This is a genomic window from Acerihabitans arboris (assembly GCF_010131535.1).
In the GTDB taxonomy this organism is placed as follows: Bacteria; Pseudomonadota; Gammaproteobacteria; order Enterobacterales; family Enterobacteriaceae; genus Acerihabitans; species Acerihabitans arboris.
Genome location: NZ_WUBS01000009.1, coordinates 12339 through 34877 on the forward strand (window position 1 = coordinate 12339; position 22539 = coordinate 34877).

Sequence of the window (22539 nt, forward strand, 5' to 3'; positions counted from 1 at the left end):
GCTAATTATGTAGCAACTTCACTCTTTAATTTGATATTTTACTCAGATTTTATCAATTGGCCTGTTTAGTTCCTTAGGTGTTATCTTTCATTTATATCAGTACATGATGAAAAATATTGCCTATGTCATCGGCCAGCCGTTGATGATGTTAATAAAATAAGTGGATCGGAGCACTATTGTGATCGATCATGATATCCATGAAAAATCATCCGGGAGAGGGCGCTGATGACCCGCATCGTGATCGATTTACCTGAAGAAGATCTCCGGCAATGGGATAATCTGGCCGCTATACGCCATCTTTCCCGGCCAGAGTTAATCAGGCAAGCCTTGTCGGGCTATCTTGCCGATAATCGAGCCAGTAGTAATAATGATGCATTTGGCTTATGGGCTAATAAAAACACTGACGGAGCCTTCTATGAAAACCACGTCCGCAAGGAGTGGGAATAAGTCTTAGATGGGCTTCGTTCGACATCGCTATCAGTTTTAAAATGGCGCTGAAAAAGTCCTCGCAATCTGGTTTGGCCAGTGCCAAATTCAGCGTAGAAACAGGTTGGCGTTACCCCTGCTTAACAAATTGGGGCCTTTTTGGGGGCTTCGATAAAACGGCGTTCTAACTAACTTACTAAAATTAAATAATTATTTCGTTGTTCGAGTCCGCCTTCGCACCATTAGTACATAATCAGGTCACACCGAGGGTGGTTTTTTTATGTCCATAATCTTCCGCTGTGTGTAAGCGTATGGCCCACACCGTCGGTTAATTGTAAACGTCGCGCCAGTACCCCCTGTTTTTAACAGAAGCCGTTAGATAACCTGGGTGTCCATCTGTAACAGAAGGGCATCTACCATGTAAACCCCTCAGATCAAGTCGGGCCGGCGTTCCGTTCCGCGCCAGTTTTACTCTCCAGAATTTAAGCTAAAGCTGGTACAGCTCGCACTACAGCCCGGTAGCCCGGCGCATCGGTTGCCTAGGTTGCTCGCCGCCACAATGTGAATGACAATGTCCTGTACAAATGGATGCGTTTGTTCCAGAGCGAAGGGCGCGTTATCTCCGGCATCTTGCCAGCCCGCCACTCGCTTATGAAAGAGCATCGCAAACGGAACCTGTCCAAGTGTTGAAAAAGAGCCAGGCCCGACAGCCCGGCCGGCAACATTAGCCTACCTACAGCCCACAGCAGAGACATTATGGGGGTTGTATAGTGGCAGAGAGAGCCTCAATAGTTCTTTAACGGTTCCTAATGTTGCCAAATCAGGATGATGGGGCGCGGGAGTCAGTATCCTCAGGTCAATATCGAACGGCAGGGTGAGTTCGCCATCCGCTTATAATTAGAATACATATGAAGTTTTAAGCATCGAAAAGCATGTGGGGTCAAGCTGGCCCATAAAGTCGCTTGAGTGGCATGATGCGCTTGGCTTCGGCGTCTGTGGCATCGTCGTGTTCAATAGGAGCACGAACTACGTAATCCAGTGTCCAGATTGCCAATGGAATGGAGGCGCGATCGGCCTCCTATTTGGCATCTTTGGTGAAACGCCGGGAGCCTGTAAATCAAATTATCTATCGGCCAATGTTCGCCGGGGACCTGCGTTATTAGGTGCAGGCAACAATAATGAGGTTGCGTTTAATTGTTAATGTCCCTGCCAATTCCGGTATGGCGTTAGACGAACAGTTTCCTGAACTGTTATATTTTAATACTGGGAATGCCACAGGAAATGATAATAATGTTAATGCAAATATATATTACGCTAACCTGTGTTCTGGTAGCGATGTATTTTACGGTCCGCAATAATGGTCTGAACCCAAAAACTTTTACAAAGGCATATGTTATTCTCTTCTGGCCAATTTTGTGGTATAACCCTCGCCCGATAACCTAAGTACTGATAATATCACCCAAGACGGTATGTTATCGTACCTCTATGCATCATCACTTACGATAATGATTATGTTTATCGTGTTATTTTTTTATTCTCACTTCAACAGGGGAAAAAATGAATAACGTTAATGCAGGACCGGATAATGCCGAAATAGCGCGCGGAATACGTAGCGACACGGCCTGGGGGGCGACGTTCGGCGCGGTGAGCGGCGGCCTCGTCGGGGCAATAATAGTGGGGGGCAGATGTGCCGCCGTGCAAAATGTGGTGCGGTGAGCGGTGGAGCACGGCCCCGTGGCGGTGCCTATGCCAACGGTTCCTATGGGACCCGCACCTTTTAAGCCCAGCGCGCCGCCGACCATCAATGGCATGTCGATAGACGATTTTTAAAAAAAACATAAAGCATTCAATTAAGCCTTTACCCATGCTTTGATTGCCGACGCCCGATCTGGGAAGTCTTTTGTCGGCCACTTTCTGCTTCTTTTTATGCTATGCCACCATATTGATCAAACGACAGGGAAAGATTAATATCATTCTTGTAGACCCCCGGTGCGACCTTTGTGCAAGCATGCCCCCGGGGGCTTGTTTTTCATATAGGCCAGATAGATTTATATTTCATAAGCTTTCGGCAAATTAAAAATATAAAGCTAATTATGCAACAGCTTCACTTTTTAATTTGATATTTTAATTCCATTTCATCAATGATATTAATCAGATTTTTAAACGTTATGTTTTCTTTATCAGTACATGATGAAAGATATTGCCTGGTCATCCGTTGGGGATGCTAATAAAATTTGTGGAGGTAAACACTATTTTGATCGATGATGATGTCTACCAAAGGTCATCCGGGAGAGGGTGCTGATGACCCGTAGCGTGATCGCTTTAGCTGAAAAGGATCTCCGGCGCTACAAGCGATACGGCGGCGCGAGTTCCGCTTATACACCAGGATACCACCGCACAGCACATTATGGCTGTCTAAATCAGACTGGCTTAGGCATATTGCAGAAGTACAGCGTTTCGCCCCGGGATGGCTGCGGGGCTACGACCACGCATGGGCTTGGTGGCATAAGGTCAATGCAAAGACATGCGTTGAGGACATAAATTCTCATTGGGATCCCTTTTGAAAAAGGGAAGATTGCCTATGCTTCGCTCTGCATTTTTCATTCGCCTCATCAGCATCGTCATTCTTTTGCATGGGTATATCGGCGCGCGGCTTATTCCTGCCTTGCCTGTCGGCATCCCGTTCAAATGGTCCGCGGCGCTGCTGCTGGTTGCGTCTGTTTTGCTGATCCCGCTCGGCATGGCCGCGCGCAACATCGGAAAACAGCCATTGTCAGACCTGCTCGCGTGGGTAGGCTATCTTGTGATGGGTTTCTTCTCGTCGCTATTGGTGCTGACAATTCTTCGCGATATCTTGCTTCTCGTGCTTTACGCCGTGAATAGTGTGTGGGGCGTAGGCGCGATCATGGCGGATTTTATCGCTCCTAGCGCGCTGGGCGTGCCGGTGTTGGCCGTACTCCTTACTTTGTTGGGGGTCTATAACGCGCGTAGGAATGCGCCGGTGAAGATTATCGATGTCCCTATCGCGGGGCTGGCGGCGGCGCTGAATGGTTTCTCGATAGTGCAAATCACCGACATCCACATCGGTCCCACCATTAAACGAGGCTATGTCGAGAAAATCGTCGCGACGGTGAATGCGCTTAACCCGGACCTGATTGCGGTGACGGGTGATGTCGTCGATGGAACCGTGCCTCAACTTGCGGCTGATGCGCGGCCGCTTGGCGCGTTATCGGCACGGCACGGGACCTTTTTCGTCACCGGAAATCATGAATACTATGCCGGTGCGGATAACTGGATCGTTGAGTTTCGCAGGCTTGGCTTCAACGTGTTGATGAACGAACATGTGGTCGTGAATCACGACGGCGCACATGCTATCGTCGCGGGCGTGACGGATTACGGCGCGGGCAATATTGACCCGGCGCACATGAGCGATCCGGCGAAAGCCATACAGGGTGCGCCGAGCGATATCCTGTTTCGGCTGCTGCTGGCCCATCAGCCACGCTCTGCGGCGGCCGCATCGCAGGCTGGCTTTACGCTGCAATTGTCCGGCCATACGCACGGCGGCCAGTTTCTGCCTTGGAATTTCTTTATCCGGTTACAGCAGCCGTTTGTTCACGGGCTGGCCAAGCTCAATGATCTTTGGGTGTACACCAGCCGCGGCACGGGCTATTGGGGGCCGCCGATACGACTGGCCGCCCCGTCTGAAATCACGCTCCTGCGCCTGGTTGCGGATCCCCCTGCGGTTTAATTTCGGCGCCGACAGAATAACCACCGTGTCGACGAGCCGGAACGTCGCCACCGGCACGTTCTCCAGTGGGTACTCCCGCCGGGCTGAGCACCTGCTCAACCAGGTTGATTTGAAGTCCAGCGGGTAATTAACAGAAGGGATTGGGCGTCTTGCAACTACCCACAATTATACTAATATAATCATAAGGATAATCGGATAAAGTTATTTTCATTGATGGCTGAACAATGGTTAATCAGGAACAAGTTTTGCTTTCATGGCTAGATGAGGAAATTAATTGTTCTGTGTTTAGCGATCGCCGCCATGCCAGTCGCTTTAAATCTTTGTTGCAAAAACTCTGGCGCGGGATGGGCAACAGCCTTCCTTTTTCCTGCCGGGATCGTGCAGCGACAAAAGCCGCTTATCGGTTTCTTTCCAGCGACAGGATTGATGAGCCGCACCTGTTACAGGGACCACCTGCAAAAAGTTCAGGCGTTGCCGGGCTGGTGGCCATGCCCGTGCCTTTAACCGGCAAAGGGGTATTTTGCTGCTCAATGTCCGCTATCAACCGGCGAGCCAGAGGTAAATACAGCCGCATAAGCAATGAAATATAGGGGGTATCGTCGCTTGCCTGAAGCACTTCGGTGACGGTCGGAAGATTCACCGATGTCAGCAAAAAACGCGACTCATCATAGATGTAGGTCATATCTCCCAAGGTCATCCTCTTGCGGCCGCGGACGATCAATGAGAGGCTGGGTTCATACAGGTAGGATATTGGCGGCGCGAGTTCGCGCACACCCGGCCGATCGCGCTGAATCGATGTCGGACGGGGGGCAGCGGCAAATGCGGGGGCAACCAAACCGATTGCCGGGATTTTACCAGGGGAGCGGAATTCCACCCTGCGCTACCTTATTGCAGAATGAGAGGAATCATTGCCATGATTAACACCGATCTCTCCGACGTCTATCGTGCGTACATTGCCTGCCTTAATCAGCAGGATTGGCCAACGCTGAAACGGTTCGTTCATGATGACGTGCATTACAACGGCCAGCGGATCGGGTTATCAGGCTATCGCGCGATGCTGGAGCGCGACTTTGCTGAAATCCCCGATCTTTATTTCGCTGTTGAACTATTGATTTCCGATGCGCCTTATATAGCGAGCCGGCTGAAATTCGACTGTGCCCCCAAGGGGCAGTTTCTTGGACTGCCGGTAAATGGGAAGCGGGTTTCCTTCAACGAGAATGTTTTTTATGAATTCCAGGCAGGGAAAATTTGGCAAGTATGGTCGGTTATAGATAAAGCAGCCATCGAAGCCCAGCTTTAACGATTAAAGCCTAATGGCGTTACAGGTTTTAGCAGCGCTATCTTAATCCACCGTCACTCTGGACAGCGGCCATGGAGCGGCCATATAATAAGTTGTATTATGCAACTATATCTGTGGGCGACTTATGGCAGATCATAACCTTCCGCTGATTGATGGTATCCGCGCGGCCTCGCGTCAGATGGTGCGCGAACTGGGTTTTATGCAGTCAACCCTGGCGGCTACGAACTACGCGCCATCCGCCGTGCATGCCATTCTGGAAATTGGCGCGCGGGGCCGGATGGCTGCGGCACAGCTTAGCGAACTGCTGGGCCTGGAAAAGTCCAGCGTGAGCCGTATGGTGCGCAAGCTGATCAATGCGGGTGAACTGAAAGAGACTGCCGGCGCTGAAGATAGACGCGTTAAACTCCTGGCCTTAACCGCGCAGGGCCAGCATACCCGGGCCGCCATCGAAACCTTTGCGCGGCGGCGGGTGAGCGCGGCGTTGGATCGCATGCAACCGGCAGAGCGGCGGGCCGTGGCCCGGGGTTTGGCAATCTATGCCCGGTCATTAACGTCTCACCGGCAGGGCCCGCCGGAGCGGGCCGTCGCGCCGGTACGCATCGGGACCGGTTATCAACCCGCCGTTATCGGCCGCATCGTGGAAATGCATGCGCGTTTTTATGCGCGCCACGCGGGTTTCGGCCGGTACTTTGAAGGCAAGGTTGCCGGCGGCCTGGCCGAATTCACCGCCAGGCTGGACCATCCCGCCAATCAATTATGGACCGCGGTTGATGGCGATCGCATCGTGGGTTCGGTGGCCATCGACGGCGAGGATCTGGCCGACCGCCAGGCCCATCTGCGCTGGTTCATCGTTGACGATGGCCTGCGTGGCGCGGGCGTCGGCCGGCGATTGCTGCGGGAGGCACTGGCGTTTTGCGATCGCCGGGCGTTTACCGCCACCCAGCTGTGGACGTTCAGGGGGCTGGATGCGGCGCGGCGCCTCTATGAGTCGTTCGGTTTTGTCCTGGCCGAGGAATTCCCCGGCCGGCAATGGGGTAAGGAAATGGTCGAGCAGCGGTTTATACGCCCCTGTAATGCGAGCGGGAATATTTCCTGAATAAACGGATCCTCTTTTTTATCAGGATTAACCCTCCGGTCTTTACTTCAGGTAATAATAGCGGCGTAAGAATTAGCGGGAAGATTAACTAAAACCGATAAATAAGCATGACGTCAAAATAATAGTTATTTTAAATTAAATAATTTTCATTAATACTCTTCTCTTATTTATAGTGTTGGCCAAAAGCTGATATTTACATGGCGCTTATTGTATAAATCCCGGCGGATAGGGTAGAATCAAAATGGTCAGGTAGACGTCAATTCAAGGAGATAAATAATGGATATCGAAGAGTTGGGCCGAAGAATAATGGAAAGGTCTAAAACCATGACGCGCGCGGAGCGGATAAAACTGCTTCGTGATGCGCATATCATTGATGAAGAAGGCTATTATAAGGAAGGTTTCTTTTCTGAGGAAACCATTGCCAGGGATAGAGCTAACGGAAAACCGACGGTTTTATAATGTACAACACCAAAACCTCTTTTGTATATGGTTTCCATGGAACAGACGAAAATATAGCTTTTGAAATATTAAATGGTAAAAGATATTTCAAAGTAAGTAAAAATAATTATGATTGGTTAGGTGACGGCACCTATTTTTGGGAGAATAATTTTGAACGGGCTAAACAGTATGCTGATGAAACAAGCAGACGCGGATCTTCAACGGTAAAAAGACCTTTTGTTTTGGGTGCTGTGATTGATTTAGGTAACTGCCTGGATCTTCTTAACCAGAAGCACTTAGATCATTTAGCGCTTATGTATGAAAATTTTAAGGAAGATGTCAGGAAAGAAAAAAAATTCCTACCATCCAATCAGTCTTTCATTTCTAAAGATACTGATTTCAAAAAACGCGAGCTCGATTGCGCGGTTATTCGATGGGCCCATAACAAGGCCAAGTTTGAGGGAAGTAAATTCGATACTGTCAGAGCCGCATTTTGGGAAGGAAAGGAACTCTACCCCAACGCCGGTTTCCGGGAGCAAAATCACATCCAAATAGCTGTCATAAATCCAAATTGCATAAAGGGCATTTTTTTGCCGCGCAATAAAGATATGGGATATCATCAAGACAGTTTTTTATGATCCTCCACCGGCTGATAATCAACCCCGGATTTTATCAGGTCCAGGGTATGCATTTCTCCGCGGATGCTTACTCTTTCGGCGCCGACGCCAGGCCCGCGTAATTCATGGCGGTGCTGGCCACGATATCGCGGCGCGCCAGATAGCGATAGCAGCCGGCGCCCAAAAATACCCCGATAAACCAGCTGAAGTTCGCCACCTGATGCAGGCCGGGGGTGAAACTTATCGCCAGGCCTATCAGCACCGCCGGCACCAGGGCCATGATCGCCTTGGGATTAAAGCCGTTGTTGTACCAGTAACGGCCCGACGGGGTGGCGTTAAACAGGTCGTCCACCGATACCTTGCCGCGCTTGATTACATAGAAATCGGCAATCAGGATGCCGAACAGCGGACCGATAAAGGCGCCGAGCACATCCAGCGTATAATGGATCAGCTCCGGCGACTGGAACAGATTCCACGGCGTCAGCAGCACCGAACCCACCGCCGCGATCATGCCGCCGGTGCGGAAGCTGATTTTCTGCGGCGAGCAGTTGGAAAAGTCGAACGCCGGCGAGACAAAGTTCGCCACGATATTGATGCCGATCGTGGCGATAATCATGGTCAGCAGGCCCAGCGCCACCGCCACGCTGCTGCCGACCCGGCTGACGGTTTCAATCGGATCGGTAATCATCTGGCCGAACAGGCTTTGGGTGCCGGAGACGATCACCACGGTGACAATGGAAAACAGCAGGAAGTTAAACGGCAGGCCCCAGCGATTGCCACGGCGGATCTCATCCATGCTTTTACCATAGCGGGAGAAATCACCGAAGTTCAGCAGCGGTCCTGAAAAATAGGACACCACCAGCGCCACCGCGGTCAGCATTTCCCAGGCCTGCTGGCCGGTGGTCAAGGATTTGCTGCTCAGGGTAAAGGAGATATTGCTTAGGCCGGTCTGGTACAGGATCCAGCCGGCCAGCGCCAGCATCACGACATACACCGCCGGGCCGGCAAAATCGATAAACTTCTTGATGGCGCTCATGCCGTGCCAGAACACCATCGCCTGCAGCACCCACATCACGCCAAAGCATATCCATCCCAGCGTGGACAGTCCCAGCCAATGGCTTTGGGTCAGCGGCTGTAATGATGGCGCGAATTTCAGCAGCACCAGCATCAGCGCGTTAGCCGCCAGATAGGTCTGGATGCCGTACCAGGCAAAGGCGATCAGCCCGCGGATCACCGCCGGGATATTGGCGCCGAACACGCCGAACGCCTGGCGGCAGATCACCGCATAGGGCACCCCTGCCATCTGGCTGGGTTTCGCCACCAGATTGGCGCAGATTTGCACGATGCAGATACCGAGCAGCAGACATAACAATACCTGCCAGCTTGCCAGCCCCAGGGTGAAAAAGCTCGCGGCCACCACGTAGCCGCCCATGCTGTGCACGTCCGACATCCAAAATGAAAAGATATTGTACCAACTCCAGTCCTGCTGTCGGGTGGGGGCTAAATCCTCGTTGCAGAGCTTGGGGCTATACTGGCTGTGATCGATGGATCCAATGCTATCGGTTACCTGGTGATTATTTGGCATGAAATGTGCTCCTCTTATCACTACCCTTGGCTGTTGGCTTACTAATTTGCTAAGCAACTATTTATTTATTACCGGGTAGTGAATTGCAGGATCCAGGCCAATATGACAATATATGTATACTTAAATTTTAATTTTGGTATACGGTAACAGATAAAAATAGTATACAGGAGTTGTCAATGTCCAGTTGGTACGGGCTAAAAAGCACTATATTTTCGCAGGATAAGGACGATGAGATTTACCACGCGGTAGTGAAAGCCATCGTCGAACATCAGTTGCCTCCCGGCAGTAAATTACCCGAAGAGGCGCTGGCGGCGGCATTCGGCATCAGCCGTACCGGCATTCGCAAAGTGCTGCAACGCCTTGCGGCGGTGCATTTGATCCGGCTTACGCCCAAACGCGGTGCGCAGGTGGTTACGCCGGGAGTGGATGAGGCCCGTAACGTGCTGGTGACCCGTTGCATGCTGGAGTGCGCGAATTTACCGCGGGTAGTGGAGAAATGTGAGGCGGTGCATATCAGCGCGCTGGAGGATCTGCTGGCGGGGGAGGCCAGGGCGCACGAAGAGCGGGACGGCGCCACCGCCATCCGGCTCTCCGCGCTGTTTCATGTGCAATTGCAGGCCATTTCCGGCAATGAGGTGCTGACGCAAATGGTATCGCAACTGACCCTGCGCTCCTCGCTGGTGATCGCCGCCTATGGCGCGCCGTGGCAGCAGGGCTGCCGCTGTCATGATCATCAACAGCTGGTCGCGCTGCTACAAGCGGGCGCCGCCGGGCCGCTGGTGCATCAGATGGAACAACATTTCGACGACATCATGGCGAATCTTCATTTCGAGCGCAGCGGCGAAACCACGCCGGACTTTACGCGCCTGTTCTCGCCGGCGATAAAAGGGTAGCAATGTGTCCGGTTTTTGCCTTGGGCGGGACGGGGAATACATGTCCGCCCGCCCAAGGCGCAACCGGGTAAACATCGCCGTATATTCGGCACAGGCGTAGAAAGGAGCCGCGATTATGGCCGCTTGTTGTATACAATTAATCAATCCCAATACCAGCATAGCCATGACCGAACGGATCCAGGGGGCGGCGCGCCTTGTCGCCGCGCCGGGCACCGAGATCGTGGCGGTCTGTCCGGCGGAGGGCGTGCCTTCGGTGGAAGGACATTTCGACGAAGCGGTGGCGACCATGGGGGTGCTGCAACTGGTTAAACAGGGGCGCGGACAGGGCGTGAACGGGCATGTCATCGCCTGTTTCGGCGATCCGGGCCTGCTGGCGGCGCGTGAGCTGGCCGGCGCGCCGGTGGTCGGCATTGCCGAGGCGGCAATGCATATGGCGACCCTGGTGGCGACCCGTTTTTCGGTGGTCACCACCCTGCCGCGCACCCTGACCATAGCCCGACATCTATTGCACCACTATGGTTTTGAGCGTCACTGCGCGCGGCTGCGCGCCATCGATTTACCGGTGCTGGCGCTTGAGGATGCGTCGGGGCTGGCGCAGCAGCAGGTGCGTGAACAATGTATCCAGGCCAAGCGCGACGACGACATCGGCGCTATCGTGCTGGGGTGCGCCGGCATGGCCGATCTGGCGGGTGAGCTTACCCGCGAGCTGCAACTGCCGGTGATAGACGGCGTCAGCGCCGCCATCAAGCTGATCGAGTCCCTTTATGCCATGGGGCTGTCCACCAGTAAATACGGCGATCTCAACTACCCGGTGCAAAAAGAAATCAGCGGCCGCTTTAGCGGGCTAAACCACTACACCCGGCCCCAATACACCCAACTCCAGCACACCCAGCCAAAATAAGGCGCTGGCCGGGCATTTAACAGCCGGGACGCTCGCGGTATCCGCGCCTGCTCCGGCCATGCACATGCTTTACATTGCCGCGCCTGCGCCTGCCATGAGCATGCATTAACCTCGCCGGGACTGCATGCCCCCCGCGCGGATCCGCGGCGCTCGCCGTATTCATTTCACGCGGGCCGTGGTCACCTTAACCACGCCGCTCTGCTCCAGCGCCCTGGCGGCGCGCAAGCAGAGATCTTCACGCCACGGCGGGGCGATAAGCTGCAGGCCGACCGGCATGCCGCCTAAGCTATTGACCGGTACGGTGACCACCGGCAGGCCCAGGAACGATATCGGCTGGGTCAGCATGCCCATGCTGGCGCGCACCGGTAATTCCTGGCCGTTGATGGTGAAATTTTCCTGGCCGATAAGCGTTGCGCTACAGGGCGTGGCCGGCGCCAGCAAAATATCCCAGTGTTGAAATAACGGCTGGATCTGCTCCCGCAGATAACGGCGCAAACGCTGCGCCTGGATGTACCACGCGGAGGGGATCATCGCCCCGGCCAGCAGGCGCTCGCGCGATAGGGGTTCAAACCTTTCCGGCTCCCGCCGTAACGCCGGCAGGTAGCGGTTGCCTCCCTCCGACGCGCTGAGGATAAAGGCCGCGGAGCGGGCGAGCGCCGCGTCGGGGAATATCGCCTCGTCGCCGGCTTCCAGCGCCCGGGCGACGGTGTCCAGCGCATGGGTGGTTTCCGCGTCGCACCAGTCGCGGAAATAGCCGCCCAACACGGCGCAGCGCAGTCCCTCCTGTCCCCGGCCCAGCAGCGGCAGGGTCGGGCCGGTCGGCCGGTCGGCCTGGAATCCATCCTCGCGGTCAATACCCAGCAAGGCGTCATAGACCGCGCTGAGATCTTCGCAGCAAAGCGCCATCGGCCCGATATGATCCAAACTGGCGACAAACGGATGCGTGCCGCTGCGCGACAGCCGGCCGAAGGTCGGTTTTAAACCCAGGATGCCGCACAGGGACGACGGCACCCTGATCGATCCGTTGGTGTCGCTGCCCAGGGAAAACTTCACCAGCCCGGCGGCCACCGCGGCGGCCGAGCCACCGGACGATCCGCCGGCGATGCGCGTCAGGTCGCGGGGATTACGGGTCACGCCATAATGACTGTTTTCGGTGGTAAAACCATACGCGTAGGCATCCATATTCAGCATGCCGGACAGCATGGCGCCGCTGCCGGCCAGCTTTGCCACCGCCCAGGCGTCCTGGCGCGCGGGAGGGCGTTCGCTGTACAGGCTGGCGCCGGCAAGCGTGGTCTCGCCCGCTACGTCAAACAGGTTTTTTACGCCGTAAGGCACGCCGGCCAACGGCGGCAGGGGGGCGTGGCGTTGCCGCAATGTATCCAGCGCGTCGGCTTCGTTTAACATCCGATTTGCCGTGACGTGCGTCCAGGCGTTCAGCGCCGGATTGGCGGCGTCGATAGCGTCGAGGGTGGCGCGGGCAATATCACGGGCCGATACCTCGCCCGCGGCCAGCGAGCCGGTAATCTCCGCGATGGACAACGACGCGAGGGTGTCGATATTCATGCCTTATATACCCCCGCCACGTCCAGCCGGTCATCCAGCGGGAAGGCCATCAACGGGCCAGCCATGGCGGCGATGCGGGTAAACTGCGCCAGCAGCGCTTCGCGTCTGGCGTCGTCGAGTTCAAGTTCCAGCATGCTTTCCATCTGCCGGATATAAGCCGTCCAATCGGCCGGTACTAATGGAGTATTCATCGCGTTCTCCGGGTTAAAGATGATTAAAAGCCGGCGGCGCTGCCGTTGCTGCGCGGGTCGAACGCCCCTTCCAGCATACCGTTGGTATGGCGCACTATCGCCCCGGCGTGTCCCGTGGATTCACTGAAGTCCGGTAGGGTCTCCACCTCGTGGCCGAGCGCGCGCAGGGCGTCAAAGATGGCCGGGCTAAATCGCCCTTCAAGCTTCAGGGTATCGGTGGTTTGTCCCCAGGTGCGTCCCAGCAGCCAGCGCGGCGCGCTGATGGCCTGTTGCAGCGGCATGCCCTGCATAATATGGCGGACAAAGATCGCCGCCTGGGTCTGCGGCTGGCCGTCGCCGCCCATGGAGCCGTAGACCAGGGTGCGGCCGTCATGCAGCCTTGCGGCGGCGGGATTGAGCGTATGGAACGGGTATTTGCCCGGTTTGAGCGCCCATAAATGTCCGGGATCGAGACTGAACGACGCGCCGCGGTTTTGCCATAATATACCGCTTTCGGGCAATACCACGCCGCTGCCGAATTCATGATAAATACTCTGGATAAAGGAGACCGCCAGCCCGCTGCTGTCGACGGCGCCCATCCAAACCGTATCCCCCGGCGCCAGTTGGCTGCCCCAGGACGCGGCCCGTTCGACATCTATCCGGCGCGCCAGCCCGTCGAGGAAGCCCGCCGTCAGCAGGGACTGGGGATCGCGGGCCATGTGCGCGGGGTCGGTAATAAACTCATCGCGCAGCGCGAATGCCAGTTTGGTGGCCTCGACGATGCGATGTATGGTCTGGCTTTCCGATTGCCCGGCCATGGACAGCCGATCGGTAATGCCCAGGATCGCCAGCGAGACCAGCCCCTGGGTAGGCGGCGTCAGGTTGAACAGTTCGCCTTTGCCATGCGCCAGGCGCAGCGGGGTACGTCGTTTGGCGCGGAAGGCGGCCAAATCCGCGGCGGTGACCGGCATGCCTATATCCGCCATCTCCCGCGCCATGCCGGCCGCTATCGGACCACGGTAAAAACTGTCCAGTCCCTGTTCCGCCAGGTTGATCAGGGTGGCGGCCAGCCGTGGCTGGGTAAACCGGCTGCCGGCCAGCGGGATTTCGCCGTGGGGGAAAAACAGCCGGGCAAAATCCGCGCGGCCAGCCAGTTCGGTAAATTTAGCGCGGGAGGCCTGCTCCTGCGATAACGAAAGCGGCATGCCGTCGGCGGCATAACGAATGGCATCCGCCAGCAGTCGGGACAACGGCAGCCCCGGATATCCCATCTCCGCCGACAGGGCCAGCGCTTCCGCCCAGCCGGCCACCGTGCCCGCCACCGTCAGCGCCGATTTTACGCCGCGATGGGGGATACGCGTCTGATCCCGGTAAAATGCGGGCGTCGCCAGCGAACCCGCTGGCCCGCCGGCGTCGATGGCAATGGGATCGCCGCGCGGCGGCACGATAAGCCAAAAGCCATCGCCGCCGAGTCCGTTCATATGCGGATAAACCACCGCGATGGAAGCGGCGGCGGCCACTATCGCCTCGATGGCGTTGCCGCCCGCGCGCAGGACGGCGAGCGCGCTTTCACTGGCAAGATGATGCGGCGTTACCGCCATGCCCATCGGCGCCATGCTACTGTTGATCATAGTGGTCAATATCTCTGGTTAACGGGCAAAGTCTGGCAACTGTTAAGCAAGAGGCGTTCCAACCTGCTCAGCAAGATTCATTTGCCTGCACCACGGCAGGATATGTTAGGGTAACATGAAACGAAGGTTGCAGCCGGGAAGGGGATATGAAGCAGTTTGATGAGCGCCTGCGCGCTAGCTATGCGCAGCTTTCGCCGCAGGAGCAGCGGGTCGCCGGATTTATCCTCGATCATTTTGACGATCTGATCGGTTATAACAGCGCGGAGCTGTCGCGCTTAAGCGGCGTCTCCAAGGCTACCGTCAGCCGGCTGTTCAAGCGTCTGGGTTATGAAAGCTACCGCCAGATGCGCGACGAACTGCGGGTGCTGCGCCAAAGCGGGATGCCGTTGACCGACAGTCGCGACGCGGTGCAGGGCAACACGCTGTTGTCGCGGCATTACAAGCAGGAAATGGCCAACCTGACCTACTGGGTCAACCGGTTGGACGGCGCGTGCTTCTCCGAGGTGATAACGGCGATGACCGACGCCCGGCGCCTTTGCCTGGTGGGCTTGCGCAACAGCTATCCGGTGGCGATGCACCTGCGCCAGCAGCTGTTGCAGGTGCGCGGGCAGGTGAGCCTGCTGCCGCAGCCGGGGCAGACCCTGGCCGAAGAGACGGTGGATCTGACCGGCGCAGATATGGTGGTGGTGGTGGCGTTTCGCCGGCGCACGCCGCAAATCCGACCGCTATTATTGCAGCTTAAAAATAACGGCGTGCCGGTGTTGCTGATAAGCGAACCCCAGGCGCAGGCGCTTATTCCACTGGCGCGTTGGCATTTTGCCGCTTCGCTGGACAGCGTATCGGCCTTTGATTCCTACTCTTCGGCCATGAGCCTGGTAAACCTCATCAGCAACGCCTTGCTGCACGATGCCTTGGCCCAAGGACGGCAGCGCATCCATGCTATCGCGCACTGGTATGGCGAGCTTGGTGAATTAGGGATGTGAGGGCCAATCGATTAAAAATCCGTGCTAAGAGTGTTGGTTAAATACTGAAAAATGCAGAATTTTGACGCACAAAAATTATATGAAAGAAAATTTCCAGACAATTCAAACTTGCGGTATCTGCATACGGTTTTGTAGTGGAAGGATACCACTGTGAGAGAAAACATCTCAGGAAACCGGCGTTTTTTTGTCAATCATCTGGGTATAAAATGACTAAAAATCAAGCAAATATCAATGACACTATTATTTCCTATTTCTTCGTTCGACCCTCTCACGGCTTTTTTCCGGGATTAGCGGAAAAGAAATTCGGGTGCTAAAATAGTAAAGGAAAAAGGCCTGAGTGGCCCTGTAAATTCCAGAGAAATAGCCGATCATTAGATGAATATTGTTTTTTATGAAAATTTATTTATATCATTAAGCACAAATATCCCGGCCCGGAAAAATAGCTGCCATCATACTTTTTAGGCCGGGGATGATAACCAATTGCTTCTCCATTTCCATCCATAGCACATTTTTTATCCCCCTCTTTTTTCAGATTATTTGGTACAGGTCCAAATAAACTCGCATTATTCCAATACTGTTTTTGACCAGGAGGTGTGGAAATTTTGGGTGAGGTATCAGAAGGCTTTTCCCCCGGGCTGCCGCTAAAATAAGCACAGCCAGAAGAAAACATGATAAAAAATACCAATGAGGCAAGAGTAATTGATTTATTCACTTTTTATTCCTTGCTGTATCTTATTTAAAAACGCAACCTTATATAAAAATTTATAGTTGCAAAAAAAGAGGGAATGTTGTTTTGATCTTTAATTTCTTTTGTTAAAGAAACATTACGAATTTAGTCTACACTTGGGAAATTAAAAATTCAATCATCACTTTATAAATAAGGCAGTGTAATTTTAATTTTTAAGAAAATGCTTATAAATAAAGTGATTGTTGCGAGAATTTTCCTAAGAAAAGACTTAGGCATTGAAAACTATAAATTTTATAATCACAGTTGAAAATTTATGAATGCACGTTAAAACAGCCATTTTATTTATCTTGTTTCTGAAGTTTATAATTATTTTTAACACTGTTTACCTGCGTTTTATCTCAGTTTGTTGTAGATGGAACGGTAAGATGAGTGCCATGTTGCTACTCTTTTATACTGAAAATTATTTAGTGGCTTCTAACATCCCGCCTCAACTTTGGTTTAACTATTATAAATATTATTAAATAATTAGAAGTCTATTCAAATGATCACTATCGGACTCGCCTTAAAACAAAAAATTTTATTACCCCACGTTTTAGAGACCGCCTGATAGTACGATGAAAACCGGCAGTGAGCCTGTTGGCGGATCGATCGAACCGCCCACGTCTATATGTGTATTTTCAAGCGGTAAGCTTTGTGATCAAGGGAATATGATTATATTTCTATAAAATTTTATAATTAAATCAATATCTTACATGGTTTTATGCTGATGAGGAACGCGAAGCGATGAGGCCCTAATGAAACCTGCGCATCGTCGCGGTGCGGTTGCTCAATAATGGTGCGATAAATTTACACCAAAGAGATGATTATTCCTTTGCCAATAAACTGCTATTCCATTGCCAACCATCGCCCTGCAAGCCATTGGCCGCTGTCCGTCCCTCAAGTGACCCAATGGTTTCAGTTGGCACATTAGTTGCAGTTGTCTAAATAGAGAATCATTTGTTTCATAACTTCACCTCGGGAACCGACCATGAATATCAGAAAACAGCTTATTGCCCTGGCGGGCGCGGCCCTGTTGTTGACCCAGGCCGGCGCGGCCATGGCCGATCAGTTACAGCAAATCCAGCAGCGGGGCGTGCTGCGGGTGGCCATTCCGCAGGATTTCCCGCCTTTTGGGTCGGTCGGCACCGACCTGCAACCCCAGGGTTACGATATCGACATGGCGCATTATCTGGCTGATAAAATGAAGCTGAAATTGCAATTGGTGCCGGTGACCAGCGCCAACCGGGTGCCTTATCTGCAAACGGATAAGGTCGATCTGGTGATTTCCAGTTTGGGTAAAAACGCCGAGCGTGAAAAAACCATCGATTTCAGCCGCGCTTACGCGCCGTTTTTCCTCGGTGTTTTTGGGCCTAGGGACGATGCGCTGAAGGCGCCGGCCGAGCTGGGCGGTAAAACGGTGGGGGTCACCCGTGGCGCGGTCGAGGATATGGTGTTGACCGAACTGGCGCCGAAGGATGCGCAGATCAAACGTTATGAAGACAACAACACCACGCTGTCCGCCTATATGTCCGGCCAGGTGCAGTATGTGGCGACCGGCAATCTGGTGGTCAGCGCCATTGCCCGCCAGAATCCGGACAAGGCGCCGGCGGCGAAATTTATGCTTAAGGACTCGCCTTGTTATGTCGGCCTGCGCAAGGATGAACCGGCGCTGAAAGAGAAAGTTGACGCCCTGATCGGCGAAGCGCTTAAGGACAACACCCTTAACCGCCTGTCCGAAAAATGGATGAAAGCGCCGCTGCCGGCCGACCTGGGCGCCTGAGGACCTGGCGCCCATGACCTACCAGCTGAATTTCCCCGCCCTGTGGCCCTATCTGCCGGAGCTGCTGTCCGGCCTGTGGGTCACCATCATGCTGACCACCGTCGCCACGGCGGGGGGCGTCGCCATCGGCGTTTGCGGGGCGGCTATCCGCAGCAGCCGGTATGCCTTGCCGGGCCGGTTGTGGGGCCTGTATGTTGAACTTATCCGCAACACGCCTTTTGTGGTGCAGCTGTTTTTCATCGTTTTCGGCCTGCCGGCGCTGGGGTTGAAAATGACCGCCGGGGAGGCGGCGCTGCTGGCGATGCTGGTCAACCTTGGCGCCTATAGCACCGAAATCATCCGCGCGGGCATCCAGGTGACGCCGAAAGGACAGTGGGAGGCCGGGCGGGTGCTCGGCCTGACGCGCGGCCAGGTTTTCCTGCGGGTGGTGTTGCCGCCGGCATTAAAACGCATTTATCCGTCGCTGGTCAGCCAGTGCGTGATTGTGATGCTCGGATCGTCGGTGGTCTCCCAGGTCTCTTATGAGGAGCTGACGTTTGCCGGCAGCCTCATCCAATCGCGTACGTTCCTGAGTTTTGAAGTGTATCTGGTGGTGACGCTGATTTACCTGGCGCTGTCGCTGCTGATGCGACAAGTCTTGCTGCGGGCCGGTCGCCTGATCTTCGGCGGAGGAGCGTTATGACGTCATTTACCGACTGGGATATCCTGCGCAACCTGCTGCTGGCCGCGCGCTGGACCCTCTTGCTGTCGCTGGTGGCCTTTGCCGGCGGCGGCCTGGTGACCTTGCCGCTGATGCTGATGCGCCTGTCGCGCCGGCGCTGGCTTAAACATGGCATCCGCGCCTACAGTAACCTGTTCCAGGGCACGCCGCTGCTGATGCAGCTGTTCCTGGCCTTTTTCGGCCTGGCGTTGTTTGGCATCGATGTCAGTCCCTGGCTGGCGGCGGCGCTGGCATTGACCCTGTTTACCAGCGCGTTCCTGGTGGATATCTGGTGCGGCAGTATTGATGCCTTGCCCAAAGGACAATGGGAAGCGTCCCGTTGCCTGGGCTTGAGCTTCGGCCAGACTCTGCTGCGGGTGATGGCGCCGCAGGCCATCCGCATCGCCATTGCGCCGACGGTGGGATTTTCGGTGCAGGTGATCAAAGGCACCGCCCTGGCGTCCATTATCGGGTTTGTCGAGCTGACCAAAGCGGGAACCATGCTGACCAATGTCACCTTCCAGCCGTTTAAAGTCTTCGGCCTGGTGGCGCTGGGTTATTTCCTGATGTGTTATCCCCTTTCCCGCTTCAGCCACTATCTGGAGAAAAAGTTTCATGCCGCTGATCACCATTAACCAGGTTCAAAAATATTACGGACAGAATCATGTGCTTAAGGGGATCGATCTGGATATCGACGCGGGCGAGGTGGTGTCGATCATCGGGCGCAGCGGCTCCGGTAAAAGCACCCTGCTGCGCTGTATCAACGGCCTGGAAGAGTATCAGGAAGGCAGCATCAAGCTGGGCGGCATGACGGTTACCGACCGCGATTCCCAGGCGCGGGAAATCAGCCGTTCGATAGGCATGGTGTTCCAGAGCTTTAACCTGTTCCCGCATATGACCGCGCTGCAAAACGTCATGCTGGCGCCGCGCCGGGTGCTGGGAAAAAATGCGGCCGAATGCCGCGAACTGGCCGAACTGATGCTTGATAAAGTCGGCCTGGGCGACAGGCTGGATTATTATCCTGCCAGTCTTTCCGGCGGCCAGCAGCAGCGGGTGGCCATTGCCCGCGCGCTGGCGATGGATCCCAAGGTACTGCTGTGCGATGAGATCACCTCGGCGCTGGATCCGGAGCTGGTGGGGGAAGTCCTGAAGGTGCTGGAAAAACTGGCCGGCGAAGGCATGACCCTGATCCTGGTGACCCACGAAATGAATTTCGCCCGCGAAGTCGGCGACCGGGTGGTGTTTATGCATCAGGGCAGGGTCTGGGAGCAGGGAGAAAGCCGCGAGCTGTTCGCCCGGCCGCAAACGGCGGAACTGAAACAGTTCATTGCCTCGGTGCGCGGCCTGGGCGACGCCTAGACCGGCCATTGGCCCGCGCGCGGCCCGTGAGACCGCCGCGCTGTCGCTGTCCTGAATAACGTATTGATATTACAAATGATAATGATGTAGGAAGGGATAAACCATGTTGGATATTGCTAGCTATGACCAGATTAACCCGCCGGCCCGGCTGTTGATGGGGCCGGGACCGATTAACGCCGATCCGCGTGTGCTGAGGGCGATGTCGAGCCAGCTGATCGGCCAGTATGATCCGTCCATGACCGGTTATATGAATGAGGTGATGGTGCTGTACCGTGGTCTGTTTAACACCGCCAACCGCTGGACCATGCTGATCGACGGTACGTCCCGCGCCGGTATCGAGGCGGTACTGCTGTCCGCCATCCGGCCGGGCGATAAGGTGCTGGTGCCGGTATTCGGTCGTTTCGGCCATCTGTTGTGCGAAATTGCCCGCCGCTGCCGCGCCGAGGTGCATACCATCGAGGCGCCTTGGGGCCAGGTGTTCAGCGCCGATCGCATCGAGGACGCGATTAAACGGATCCGCCCGCGCGCGTTGCTGACGGTGCAGGGAGATACCTCCACCACCATGCTGCAACCGCTGGCGGAACTGGGCGCTATCTGCCGTCGTTATGACGTGCTGTTCTACAGCGACGCCACCGCGTCGTTCGGCGGCAACCGGCTGGATACCGATGCCTGGGGGCTGGACGCGGTGTCGGCCGGCCTGCAAAAGTGCCTCGGCGGCCCGTCCGGCAGCGCGCCGGTCACCCTCAGCCCACGCTTCGAAGAACAGATCCGCCGCCGCAAATGCGTGGAACAGGGGATCCGTACCGACACCCACCGGGACGGCGACGACGAGATGATCTATTCCAATTATTTTGATCTCGGCATGATCATGGATTACTGGGGGCCGGAGCGGCTTAATCATCACACCGAGGCTACCAGCATGCTGTTTGCCGCCCGCGAATGCGCGCGCCTCCTGTTGCAGGAAGGGCTGGATAACGCCATTGCCCGCCATGAACTGCACGGCGCGGCGATGCTGTCCGGCATCCGGGGCATGGGGTTGGGGGTATTCGGCGATATAGCCCATAAAATGAATAATGTGCTGGGGGTGGTGATACCCGGGGGCGTCGACGGCGAGCAGGTGCGCCAACTGCTGCTAAATGATTTCGCCATTGAAATCGGCACCTCGTTCGGACCGCTGAACGGCAAGATCTGGCGTATCGGCACCATGGGGTATAACGCGCGCAAGGATTGCGTGATGCAGACCCTGGCCGCGCTGGAAGCGGTGCTGAATCGCCTCGGTTTTGCCAGCCCGCAGGGCGCCGGTTTGCAGGCGGCGTGGGATCATTACGCGAGCGTGGCGGAGGCGTAATGGCGGAACTGCGAATACCAGCCGAACTGGCCGACAGCGCCGCCCTCAGGGTGATGGCGCGTTGCGATGCGTTAGCGGAAATCAGCGCAACGCCGGGCGAGCTGACACGGGTTTATCTATCACCCGAACATTTGCGCGCCAATCAGCGGGTGGGCGACTGGATGCGCGCGGTGGGGATGCGCGTGTGGCAGGATGAGGTTGGCAACCTGTGCGGCCGTTATGAAGGACTACAGCCGGAACTGCCGGCCATCCTGCTCGGCTCCCATCTGGACACGGTGCGTAATGCCGGGCGTTACGATGGTATGCTGGGCGTGCTTACGGCCATCGAGGCGGTACATTACCTGCATCAGCACCGGTTGCGCCTGCCGATGGCGATTGAAGTCATCGGCTTTGCCGACGAGGAGGGCACGCGTTTCGGCATCGCGCTCCTCGGCAGCCGGGGCATCGCCGGCACCTGGCCGGCGGACTGGCTGGAACGGCGGGATGCCGGGGGTATCAGCGTCGGGCAGGCGCTGCGCCAGGCCGGGCTTGACCCTAAGCATATCGGCCGGGCCAAACGGGATAAGGCCGCGTTCAGCGCTTACCTGGAACTGCATATCGAGCAGGGTCCCATTCTTGAAAACGCCGGCCTGGCGCTGGGAGTGGTTTCGGCCATTAACGGCGCCAGACGCCTGAACTGCCGTTTTGACGGCGAGGCCGGACATGCCGGCACCGTGCCGATGGCGCACCGTAAGGACGCGCTCAATACCGCCGCGCGCTGGATGGCGCGGGTTAACGGTATCGTGGCCGCGCACGGCCCGGATATGGTGGCGACGGTGGGGTCGCTGCAATGCCTGCCGGGGGCGGTGAACGTGATTCCGGGCGAGGTGCGGTTAACGCTGGATGTCCGTGGCCCGGACGACCGGGCGTTGGCTGCTTTATTGACCAGCCTGCTGGGATGTGCCGATGATATTGCCGGGCAGCATGATTGTGTATTCAGCGCCGAGGAGTTTTATCGTATCGACGCCACGCCCTGCGATGAACGGCTACGGTCCCTGCTTGCCCATAGCGTGCGCAAGGTCCAGGGCGCGAGCCCGGTATTGACCAGCGGCGCCGGCCATGACGCCATTGCCCTGGCGCCATGCTGGCCGGTGGGCATGCTGTTTGTCCGCTGCGACCGGGGCATCAGCCACCACCCCGATGAAGCGGTCACCACGCCGGACGTGGCGGCGGCTATCCGGGCTTATCTGGAGGCGGTGCTGGCGCTGGCCCAGGCGCAGCGTTGAGCCAGCCGG

Annotated in this window: 21 protein-coding genes and 2 pseudogenes; 17 read left to right on the plus strand and 6 right to left on the minus strand. The window is 55.7% G+C overall.

All coding sequences use genetic code 11. From position 1 onward, the window contains the following. Positions 1-225 precede the first annotated feature (225 nt). The 4 genes and pseudogenes from GRH90_RS13350 to GRH90_RS26250 form a co-directional block, all read left to right on the plus strand. Positions 226-447, plus strand: a complete 222-nt coding sequence (locus tag GRH90_RS13350; RefSeq protein ID WP_162366453.1) for a ribbon-helix-helix protein, CopG family — start codon at positions 226-228, stop codon at positions 445-447. 528 nt (positions 448-975) lie between these two features. Continuing rightward, positions 976-1116, plus strand: a pseudogene (locus tag GRH90_RS26690) (hypothetical protein); the annotation flags it as partial. 1891 nt (positions 1117-3007) lie between these two features. Next, the gene (locus GRH90_RS13360) at positions 3008-4174 is read left to right on the plus strand and encodes a metallophosphoesterase (protein WP_162366454.1); all 1167 of its coding nucleotides are present in this window, start codon (positions 3008-3010) and stop codon (positions 4172-4174) included. Between the two features lie 224 nt (positions 4175-4398). Next, positions 4399-4539: pseudogene (locus GRH90_RS26250) on the plus strand (transposase DNA-binding-containing protein); the annotation flags it as partial. Between the two features lie 32 nt (positions 4540-4571). On the opposite strand, the gene GRH90_RS13370 reads toward GRH90_RS26250, so the two are convergent. Continuing rightward, complete coding sequence (locus GRH90_RS13370; RefSeq protein ID WP_162366455.1) at positions 4572-5048, minus strand: AraC family transcriptional regulator; 477 nt, start codon at positions 5046-5048, stop codon at positions 4572-4574. 39 nt (positions 5049-5087) lie between these two features. On the opposite strand from GRH90_RS13370, the gene GRH90_RS13375 reads away from it, so the two are divergent. The 4 genes from GRH90_RS13375 (at position 5088) to GRH90_RS13390 (ending at position 7646) form a co-directional block, all read left to right on the plus strand. Then, positions 5088-5474 carry an ester cyclase gene (locus GRH90_RS13375; RefSeq protein WP_162366456.1) on the plus strand — a complete coding sequence of 129 codons (387 nt, stop codon included), beginning with the start codon at positions 5088-5090 and terminating at the stop codon, positions 5472-5474. Positions 5475-5598: 124 nt separating this feature from the next. After that, entirely contained in the window at positions 5599-6570 is a 972-nt protein-coding gene (locus tag GRH90_RS13380) for a bifunctional helix-turn-helix transcriptional regulator/GNAT family N-acetyltransferase (protein ID WP_162366457.1), read from the plus strand. 276 nt (positions 6571-6846) lie between these two features. Beyond that, on the plus strand, positions 6847-7029 hold the full coding sequence (locus GRH90_RS13385; protein ID WP_162366458.1) for a hypothetical protein: 183 nt from the start codon (positions 6847-6849) through the stop codon (positions 7027-7029). Then, entirely contained in the window at positions 7029-7646 is a 618-nt protein-coding gene (locus tag GRH90_RS13390) for a hypothetical protein (RefSeq protein WP_162366459.1), read from the plus strand. Before GRH90_RS13385 ends, GRH90_RS13390 begins: the two co-directional genes overlap by 1 nt. A 67-nt stretch (positions 7647-7713) precedes the next feature. On the opposite strand, the gene GRH90_RS13395 is transcribed toward GRH90_RS13390, so the two are convergent. After that, entirely contained in the window at positions 7714-9210 is a 1497-nt protein-coding gene (locus GRH90_RS13395; RefSeq protein WP_162366460.1) for an NCS1 family nucleobase:cation symporter-1, read from the minus strand. Positions 9211-9386: 176 nt separating this feature from the next. Here GRH90_RS13395 and GRH90_RS13400 point away from each other — a divergent pair, with 176 nt between their 5' ends. Continuing rightward, entirely contained in the window at positions 9387-10103 is a 717-nt protein-coding gene (locus tag GRH90_RS13400) for a GntR family transcriptional regulator (RefSeq protein ID WP_162366461.1), read from the plus strand. Between the two features lie 115 nt (positions 10104-10218). Further along, a complete protein-coding gene (locus GRH90_RS13405; protein ID WP_162366462.1) occupies positions 10219-11004 on the plus strand; it encodes an aspartate/glutamate racemase family protein in 786 nt (261 codons plus the stop codon). A gap of 159 nt (positions 11005-11163) precedes the next feature. Here the strand turns inward: GRH90_RS13405 and GRH90_RS13410 are convergent, their stop codons facing one another. The 3 genes from GRH90_RS13410 to GRH90_RS13420 are packed head-to-tail and all read right to left on the minus strand — an operon-like array spanning position 11164 to position 14368. After that, positions 11164-12567, minus strand: coding sequence for an AtzE family amidohydrolase (locus tag GRH90_RS13410; protein WP_178113149.1), 1404 nt, complete (start codon positions 12565-12567; stop codon positions 11164-11166). Further along, on the minus strand, positions 12564-12758 hold the full coding sequence (hpxX, locus tag GRH90_RS13415; RefSeq protein WP_162366463.1) for an oxalurate catabolism protein HpxX: 195 nt from the start codon (positions 12756-12758) through the stop codon (positions 12564-12566). The genes GRH90_RS13410 and hpxX overlap by 4 nt, the downstream gene beginning before the upstream one ends. A gap of 23 nt (positions 12759-12781) precedes the next feature. Then, complete coding sequence (locus GRH90_RS13420) at positions 12782-14368, minus strand: gamma-glutamyltransferase family protein (RefSeq protein ID WP_162366464.1); 1587 nt, start codon at positions 14366-14368, stop codon at positions 12782-12784. Positions 14369-14514: 146 nt separating this feature from the next. Here GRH90_RS13420 and GRH90_RS13425 point away from each other — a divergent pair, with 146 nt between their 5' ends. Continuing rightward, complete coding sequence (locus GRH90_RS13425; RefSeq protein ID WP_162366465.1) at positions 14515-15351, plus strand: MurR/RpiR family transcriptional regulator; 837 nt, start codon at positions 14515-14517, stop codon at positions 15349-15351. 403 nt (positions 15352-15754) lie between these two features. Here the strand turns inward: GRH90_RS13425 and GRH90_RS13430 are convergent, their stop codons facing one another. Beyond that, positions 15755-16063: a hypothetical protein gene (locus GRH90_RS13430; protein ID WP_162366466.1), complete on the minus strand. Its 309-nt coding sequence runs from the start codon at positions 16061-16063 to the stop codon at positions 15755-15757. A gap of 1003 nt (positions 16064-17066) precedes the next feature. Between GRH90_RS13430 and GRH90_RS13435 the strand changes: the two genes are divergently transcribed. The 6 genes from GRH90_RS13435 (at position 17067) to hpxK (ending at position 22530) form a co-directional block, all read left to right on the plus strand. Further along, positions 17067-17858 carry a transporter substrate-binding domain-containing protein gene (locus GRH90_RS13435; protein WP_162366467.1) on the plus strand — a complete coding sequence of 264 codons (792 nt, stop codon included), beginning with the start codon at positions 17067-17069 and terminating at the stop codon, positions 17856-17858. Between the two features lie 13 nt (positions 17859-17871). Further along, positions 17872-18540: an amino acid ABC transporter permease gene (locus GRH90_RS13440; protein WP_162366468.1), complete on the plus strand. Its 669-nt coding sequence runs from the start codon at positions 17872-17874 to the stop codon at positions 18538-18540. Continuing rightward, a complete protein-coding gene (locus GRH90_RS13445) occupies positions 18537-19193 on the plus strand; it encodes an amino acid ABC transporter permease (protein ID WP_162366469.1) in 657 nt (218 codons plus the stop codon). The genes GRH90_RS13440 and GRH90_RS13445 overlap by 4 nt, the downstream gene beginning before the upstream one ends. After that, on the plus strand, positions 19174-19917 hold the full coding sequence (locus GRH90_RS13450) for an amino acid ABC transporter ATP-binding protein (protein ID WP_162366470.1): 744 nt from the start codon (positions 19174-19176) through the stop codon (positions 19915-19917). The genes GRH90_RS13445 and GRH90_RS13450 overlap by 20 nt, the downstream gene beginning before the upstream one ends. 103 nt (positions 19918-20020) lie before the next feature. Then, positions 20021-21265, plus strand: a complete 1245-nt coding sequence (locus GRH90_RS13455; RefSeq protein WP_162366471.1) for a (S)-ureidoglycine--glyoxylate transaminase — start codon at positions 20021-20023, stop codon at positions 21263-21265. Further along, the gene (hpxK, locus tag GRH90_RS13460) at positions 21265-22530 is read left to right on the plus strand and encodes an allantoate amidohydrolase (protein ID WP_162366472.1); all 1266 of its coding nucleotides are present in this window, start codon (positions 21265-21267) and stop codon (positions 22528-22530) included. Before GRH90_RS13455 ends, hpxK begins: the two co-directional genes overlap by 1 nt. Positions 22531-22539 lie beyond the last annotated feature (9 nt).